Origin of the sequence: Arenimonas sp. (assembly GCF_019459675.1) — a bacterium.
GTDB lineage: Bacteria > Pseudomonadota > Gammaproteobacteria > Xanthomonadales > Xanthomonadaceae > Arenimonas.
Map to the genome: position 1 here is coordinate 1 of NZ_JAIBFH010000261.1, position 7,643 is coordinate 7,643.

Genomic DNA, 7,643 nt, shown 5'->3' on the forward strand with positions numbered 1-7,643 from the left:
AGCGCCGCCGCCAGCACCAGGCCGCCCAACAGCAGCGACAACACCCCGATCAACGGCAGAAAGCGCAGCGCCTGCGGCACCGTGCGCTCGGCGAAGCGCCGGTGCCACTGCCAGGGCACCAGCAGCAGGGCCGCCGAGGTCATCACCAGCAGCCAGCCGAACGCAGAAAAAACGGCCGGCAGCATCATGCCCGGCGCCTGCTGCACGAAGGCCAGTCCCAGCACGATGCGGACCACCAGCTCCAGGTAGTGCAGCGGCCCGGAGCCCACGAACGCCAGAAGAAAGCGCGACGCGGCGTCCGGCCTGGCCAGCGCCACGGCGCCCAGGCCGGCCAGGTACAAACCGGCAATCATCACTCCCAGCTGTGACAGCGTGTTGACCACGGCAATTCCTCTTGATGTGGGCGCTTTTCGCCCAGGCGCGCCCCGCATGGTGCTTCGAAGTGTGCGCTGGCGAACATATCGCGTGGGCAACTCTGGCGTAGCTTGATCGTACGGATATCATTGCAACCTGTTGCGGGCCTAGGCCATACGCCGGTATCCAGTGGCTTGTTACAGACCGTGGCCGGAACTGCAGCTATTTGCGTATCCATCTACGTGAGTCACTTCACAATCAACTTCAGATGGACGTTTTTGCATGGGCTATACCGATATCTTCCAGCAGCTGGACGCATTGGCCTGGCAGCGCATCGGGTTTTGCCTGGCGCTGTCCGTGCTGGCCCTGCCGCTGATGCTGCCCCTGGCGCGCCGCTTCGGCCTGGTGGACCATCCCGGCGGCCGCAAAGATCACGGCTGCGCCATGCCGGTGATCGGTGGCCTGGTCATCTACGGGGTGGTGGTGGCGGCCTTCCTGCTGTTCGAGTCCGATGTCAGCCTGCGCACCTGGGTGTTCATCGCGGGCGCCGGCCTGCTGGTACTGGTGGGCCAGCTGGACGACTATTTCGACCTGCGCTGGACCTGGCGCATCGGCGCCCAGTCACTGGCCGCGCTGATGATGGCGCTGGTGGGTGGCCTGGTGGCCACCAACCTGCAGGACGTGTTCGGATTCACCGGCGCCAACATGGGCTGGCTGGCGGTGCCCTTCACCGTGTTCATCGTGGTGGGCGTGATCAATGCGCTGAACATGGCCGACGGCGTGGACGGCCTGGCCGGCAGCCTGTCGGTGGTGGCGCTGGTGCTGTATGCCTGCTTCGGCCTGTACGCCGGCGATGCCCTCGTGGCCGAGCGTGCGCTGGCCGTGGCCGCCGCCGTGCTGGGCTTCCTGGTGTGGAACGCGCGCCTGCCCTGGCAGCCGCGGGCCCGGGTTTTCCTGGGCAACGGCGGCAGCATGCTGCTGGGTTTCACCATTGCCTACTTTTCGGTGCGGCTGTCGCACGGGGTTGAGCACCCGGTGTCCCCGGTGCTGGGGCCGTGGGCGCTGTCGCTGCCGCTGATCGACTGCGTGGCGCTGATGATCCGGCGCTGGCGCGAAGGCCGGTCGCCGTTCGCGGCCGACCGCCAGCACATGCACCACATGCTGCTGGACGCGGGTTTCCGCGCCAGCGCCGTGGTGGCCATCATTGCCGGTGGATCGCTGGTGCTGGGCGTGGCCGCGGCAGTGGCGGTGAAGCTGGGCGTGTACCGGCCGCTGGTGGTGCTGGCCTTCCTGGCGATGCTGGCGGGCTGGTACGTGTTCAGCTGCGATTACCCCCGCGCGGTCGCCAGGCTGGCACGCTGGCGCAACGCCCGCAGCCCGGGCCCCAGCGTCGACGCCACGGAATCCCAGGCCCACTGATGATCGACCTGCACTGCCACCTGCTGCCCGGCATCGACGACGGCCCCGCCACGCTGGACGTCTCACTGGCCATGGCCCGCTGCGCGGTGGCCGACGGCATCACGTTCACCGCCTGCACGCCGCACATCTATCCGGGCCTTTACGAGAACAACCAGGCCGGCATCAGCGCCGCGGTGGACGCCCTGCGCCTGGCCCTGGCGCAGGCCGGCATCCCGCTGCAGCTGGGCACCGGCGCCGACACCCACCTGGCGCCCGACCTGCTGGGCAGCATCCGCGCGGGCCGCGTGCCCACCCTCAACGGCAGCCGCTACCTGCTGCTGGAGCCGCCGCACCACGTGGCGCCGCCGCGCTTCGACGAATCCGTTTTCGCCCTGATGTCGGCCGGCATCGTGCCGGTAATCACCCACCCCGAGCGCCTGAGCTGGATCGAAACCCACTACAGCGTGTTCGGTGAACTGGTGAAGCAGGGCGCGTGGATGCAGGTCACGGCCGGCAGCCTGACGGGTCGTTTCGGCCGCCGGCCCAAATACTGGGCCGAACGCATGATCGACGAAGGCCAGGTGCACATCCTGGCCACCGACGCGCACCACGTGGACAAGCGCCCGCCGCTGCTGGCCGAAGCCCGCGACGCGGCGGCCGCCCGCGTGGGCGCGCAAGAAGCCACGCACCTGGTGCTGACCCGCCCGCAGGGCATCCTGGACGACGTGTCGCCGGGCCAGCTTCCGCCTCTTCCCGAACGTGCGCGTGCGCCCCAGCGCGGCGCCGGTCTTTGGCAGCGCCTGTTTGGCACCGCATAATGTCCCGCCCGGACCCCCAGGAGTCGCCATGACCTGTTCCATGTTCCGGACGTTCGCCCTGCTGCTGATGGCGCTGGCCCTGGCCGCCTGCGGCGCGTCCACCAGCGATTCGGTGCGCAGCGGCACCGCGCGTGCGGTTACGGCCACCACCGAACTGGGCGCCCCCGACACCCGCGCCACGTCGGGTGCCTACACCGGCACCAGCGATTACCGCGTGGGCGCGCAGGACCTGCTGGAAGTGAGCGTATTCCAGGTCAACGACCTCAACCGCACCGTGCGCGTGAACAGCAACGGCCAGATTTCGCTGCCCCTGATCGGCGTGGTGCAGGCCGGCGGCAGCACCGTGCAGGAGCTCGAAGCCGCCATCGCCGCCAAGCTGTCGGGTGAATACCTGCAGGCCCCGCAGGTGAGCGTGTTCGTGAAGGAATTCTCCAGCCAGCGCATCACCCTGGAAGGCGCCATCGCCAAGCCCGGCATCTACCCCATCACCGGCAAGACCTCGCTGCTGCAGGCGCTGGCCACCGGCGGCGGCCCCACCGAACTGGCCAACCTGCAGGGCGTGGTGGTGTTCCGCACGGTGGACAACAAGAAGATGGCCGCGGTGTTCGACCTCGAGCAGATCCGCAGCGGCGACGCCGTGGACCCGCAGATCTACGGCGACGACATCGTGGTGGTGGACCAGTCCGGCGCCAAGATGGGCCTGCGCCGCATCCTCGAAACAATTCCCGTGTTCAACCTGTTCCGCGTGTACTGATCGGCTGACGGCCAGGGAATGCATTGATGTCCAACCAGATGGAACCGGGCCAGCCCGACGACCGGCAGCTGCCGGCCACGCAGGACGAACAGCGCCGCAAGGCCCTGGCCACCGCGCACAGCCAGGCGCTGAGCCTGGACCTGCGCACGCAGGACAACGCATCCGACGGCGACGAAATCGACCTGCTCAGCTACTGGCGCATCCTGGTGAAGCGGCGCTGGACCGTGCTGGGCGCGCTGGGCATCGTGCTGGCGGCCAGCCTGGTGGGCACGCTGCTGATGACGCCGATCTACCGCGCCACCACGTCGCTGCAGATCGAGCGCGACACCATCAGGGTGGTGGACGTGGAGGGCGTGTCGCCGGTGGAAGGCGGTGCGAGCGCCGATTTCTACCAAACCCAGTACGAACTGCTGAAAAGCCGGGCCCTGGCCCAGCGTGTGGCCTCGCAGCTGGGCGTGGCCGAAGGCGAAACCCTGGCCCGACTGTCGCCGCCGTCACCCTGGGCCACCCTGCGCGGCCTGGTGTCGCGCAGCGACGCCGACCCCGACGAAGTGAGTGAGTCGGAGCTGGCTTCGAAAGAAGCCGCGGCCACCGGTCTGATCATGGGCAGCCTCACCGTTGAACCGGTGCGCAACTCGCGCCTGGTGCGCCTGCACTTCGACACCCCGGACCGGGAATTCTCGCAGCGGGCGGCCAACGCCCTGGCCGAAGCCTTCATCGCCTCCAACCTCGAGCGCCGCTTCGATTCGTCGGCTTACGCCAAGACGTACCTGGAAGACCGCCTGCAGGAACTGCGCTTGAAGCTGGAAGATTCCGAGCGCGAGCTGGTGGCGTTCGCGCAGAAGGAACAGATCGTCGGCACCGGCGACAGCAGCGGCAGCCTGAGCGAACAGGACCTGGGGTCGCTGAACGCCGCGCTTTCGCAGGCGCGCCAGGACCGCATCCGGGCCGAAGCCCGCTGGCGCCAGGCGCAGGCTTCGCGCGGCAGCGTGCTGCTGGGCGAAATCGGCGAGGCGTCCATCATCAAGGGTCTGCAGGAAAACCGCGGCAAGCTGCTGGCCGAATACCAGGACAAGCTGCGCCTGTACAAGCCCGGCTACCCGCTGATGGTGCAGCTCAAGGGCCAGATAGACGAGATCGAGCGCCAGATCGGCGCCGAAGTGGGCAGCATCAAGTCGGCCATCCAGGCCGAGTTCCTGGCGTCGCAGGAACAAGAGCGCCTGCTGGTAGAACAGATGACGCTGGTGAAGACCGACGTGCTGGACCTGCAAAGCCGGTCCATCCAGTACAACATCCTCAAGCGCGAAGTGGACACCAACCGCCAGCTGTATGACGGCCTGCTGCAGCGCTACAAGGAAATCGGCGTGGCCGCCGGCGTCAGCAACAACAACATCAGCATCGTCGATCGCGCGCTGAGCGGTTACAAGTTCAAGCCCAGCCTCACCCGCAACCTGGCCCTGGGCCTGCTGGCCGGCCTGATGCTGGGCGTGCTGCTGGCGCTGGCGTTCGAATACCTGGACGACACCCTGAAGTCGCCCGAAGACGTCGAGAAGCAGCTGGGCCTGTCGGTGCTGGGCGTCATCCCGCTGCTGAAGCTGCCCATGACCCCGGCCAAGGCGATGGAAGACCCGCGCTCGGCGTTCGCCGAGTCCTATCGTTCGGTGCGCACTGCGCTGCAGTTCGCCACCGACAGCGGCGTGCCGCGCAGCCTGCTGGTCACCAGCTCCACGCCGGCGGAAGGCAAGTCCACCACGGCGCTGACGCTGGCGCAGAACTTCGCGCAGCTGGGCAAGCGCGTGCTGATCATCGACGCCGACCTGCGCAACCCGTCGCTGCACCGCCTGCTGGGCACCGAAAACAGCGCGGGCCTGAGCAATTACCTCGCCGGCGCGGTGAGGGCCACCGAAGTCATCAAGCTCACCGACACCCCCGGCCTGATGTTCATGGCCACCGGCCCGCTGCCGCCCAACCCGGCGGAGCTGCTGATGGGCCCGAAGATGCTGAGCCTGATCACCATCGCGCGCGAGAAATTCGACCAGGTGATCATCGACGGCCCGCCGGTGATGGGCCTGGCCGATGCGCCCATCCTGGCCAACCTGGCCAACGGCACGCTGCTGGTGGTGGAAGCGGGCGAAACGCGCATCACCGTTGGCCGCAATGCGCTCAAGCGGCTGCTGGCGGCGCGCGCGCACGTGGTGGGCGGCCTGCTGACCAAGTTCAGCAGCAAGCATGCGGGCCACGGCTATGGCTACGGCGCGTACAACTACTATTCGTACGGCGGCAAGGAAGAGCCCAAGAAACTGGGACGTCGGTGAGCCCGGGCGTCAGCCATGCCCTGGAACAGGCCCTGGCCTATTACCGCACGCCGGCGCTGCTGGCGAAGGCGCCGCAGCGCCCGCTGCCCGATGACGTGATTGAGCTGCTGCGCCTGGCCGCGGGCGACGCCGCCCAGGCCGCGCAGAGCGCCGAGGCCAGCGGCGAATCACCGCAGCGCGTGGTGGAGGCCGCGGTGTTCTTCGTGCAGCAGGTGATGTTCACCGCGCAAGCCGACGCCCACCGCGTGCTGGGCGTGAACCCCGACGCGCCCGCGGCGCGCATCCGCGAACACTTCCACTGGCTGATCCGCTGGCTGCATCCCGACCGCAACGACGACGACTGGGACAGCGTTTATTCCGACCGCGTCACCCGCGCCTGGCAGGCGCTGCGGCGCGGCGGCGCGCTGGCGGGCGAGGGCGATGCGGTGGATGCGGGCGCCGAAGCGGACGCCGAGCCGCCGATGCCCGGCGGCAGCGAGCCCCCCGACGCGGCAAAAAACCTGACCGTGCTGGCCGCCGCCCGGCTGGCGCGCATTTCCCGCGAAACCCCGGCCATGGCGCCCATCGTTTCGGCCCGCACGGCCCGCCACCTGCCGGCCTTCGTATTGGGCGGCCTGGCGCTGGCCGCGGTAAGCCTGGTGGCGCTGCTGTGGTACGCCCAGCAGCAAAAAGCCAGTGGAGGCCCGCGGGCAGTGCACGCCTCCGCGCCTGCGGGGGAGGCGACGCCTACCGCGTGGGCGCCCGCGCCGGCGGTGGCCCAGAGCCCCTTGCCCGAACCGGCCGTGCCCGAAGCGCCCGCAGCCGCGGATGTGCCCGCGCCTGTGGCCTTGGTGCCCGGGCCGTCAGCCCTTGGGCCGCCGCCGCCGTGGCCCGCCGACCAGCCGCCTCTCTTGTCCCGCACCGCGATGCCGCCGCCGGTGCGTGCCAACCCTGCGACAGCGACGCAGCTCGCGTCCGCTGCACCTCCCGCGCGGCCTGCGCCCGAACCCGCACCGGCATCCGTTTCCGCCACCGCCATGGCCAGCACTCCGGCCACGGCGCCGCAAGCCGCCCCCGTCGCGCAATCCAGCGTCATCCCGCAGGAAAGCGCCCGCGCACTGCTGTCGCAGTTCACCGACGCTTACACCGCGGGCAACATCCAGCAGCTGATGGCGCTGTTCACCCGCGACGCCGTCAACAACCGCGGCGGTCGCGACGCCATTGCCTACGACTACCAGTCGCTGTTTGCGAAATCGCGCGAGCGTCGGCTGACCCTGTGGCCCAGCGGCTGGGTGGAGCGCGAAAACGAAGTGGTGGTGCTGGCCACCTACGAAGCCTTCGTGAAAGAAGGCCGCGTGTTGCCCGGCAGCACCACCCGTGGCGCCATCCGCTTCACCCTGCGCCGCGAAAACGGCGAGCTCAGGATCAGCAAGGTGCGGCATGAATAGCGCGGTGCTGCGTGGCCGCGGCCGCTACCTGCTGCTGGCCCTGGCCACCGGCGCGCTGGTGTGGCTGGGCGGCCGCGCCGTCACCGCGGGCGTGGCCGACCACTTCGCGCTTACCGACCCGGCCCGCGCCCTGGCCTGGCGCAGCGACCACCCCGAAGCCCTGTACCAACAGGCGCGGCGTTTGGCGGCCGACCCCGCGCAGCACCCGGCCGCGGCCGAAATGGCCCGCCGCGCGCTGCGCGCTAACCCGCTGGACGGCCGCAGCTACCGCGTACTGGCCGGCCTGGCCGAAGCCCAGGGCAACCGCGACCAGGCCGCGCGCCTGTATGCCGTGGCCGCCCAGCGCACGCCGCGCGACGCACTCAGCCAGGCCTGGATGCTGGACTACCACCTGGCCCAGGGCGACCTGCCCGCGGCCATGGCCAACCTGGACCTGATGCTGCGGGTGAACCCGGCGCTGTTCACCGCGCTTGAGCCCCTGCTGCTTTCCCTGGCCGGCGATCCGCGTGCACAGCCCGCCCTGGCCGACCGACTGGCCGGCGCGCCGCCCTGGCGCGGCCGCCTGCTGCAGCTGGCG

The 7,643-nt window shown here is 69.6% G+C and carries 7 protein-coding genes; 6 read left to right on the forward strand and 1 reads right to left on the reverse strand.

Annotated elements, in window-relative coordinates; all coding sequences use genetic code 11:
• The coding region (locus K0M70_RS08735; RefSeq protein ID WP_290781414.1) for a hypothetical protein at positions 1–383 on the reverse strand (383 nt) is incomplete at its 3' end.
• A 253-nt stretch (positions 384–636) separates the two neighbouring features.
• Between K0M70_RS08735 and K0M70_RS08740 the strand changes: the two genes are divergently transcribed.
• The 6 genes from K0M70_RS08740 to K0M70_RS08765 form a co-directional block, all read left to right on the forward strand.
• A complete protein-coding gene (locus tag K0M70_RS08740) occupies positions 637–1,773 on the forward strand; it encodes an MraY family glycosyltransferase (protein WP_290781415.1) in 1,137 nt (378 codons plus the stop codon).
• Positions 1,773–2,570 (forward strand): CpsB/CapC family capsule biosynthesis tyrosine phosphatase, encoded by a 798-nt coding sequence (locus K0M70_RS08745; RefSeq protein ID WP_290781416.1) that lies wholly within the window; start codon positions 1,773–1,775, stop codon positions 2,568–2,570. The genes K0M70_RS08740 and K0M70_RS08745 overlap by 1 nt, the downstream gene beginning before the upstream one ends.
• 28 nt (positions 2,571–2,598) lie before the next feature.
• Complete coding sequence (locus tag K0M70_RS08750) at positions 2,599–3,324, forward strand: polysaccharide biosynthesis/export family protein (RefSeq protein ID WP_290781417.1); 726 nt, start codon at positions 2,599–2,601, stop codon at positions 3,322–3,324.
• A 26-nt stretch (positions 3,325–3,350) separates the two neighbouring features.
• Positions 3,351–5,639 carry a polysaccharide biosynthesis tyrosine autokinase gene (locus tag K0M70_RS08755; protein ID WP_290781418.1) on the forward strand — a complete coding sequence of 763 codons (2,289 nt, stop codon included), beginning with the start codon at positions 3,351–3,353 and terminating at the stop codon, positions 5,637–5,639.
• A complete protein-coding gene (locus K0M70_RS08760; protein ID WP_290781419.1) occupies positions 5,636–7,066 on the forward strand; it encodes a hypothetical protein in 1,431 nt (476 codons plus the stop codon). The genes K0M70_RS08755 and K0M70_RS08760 overlap by 4 nt, the downstream gene beginning before the upstream one ends.
• Positions 7,059–7,643, forward strand: a 585-nt coding sequence (locus K0M70_RS08765) for a hypothetical protein (RefSeq protein ID WP_290781420.1), incomplete at its 3' end; no start/stop codon positions are given. The genes K0M70_RS08760 and K0M70_RS08765, both read left to right, overlap by 8 nt.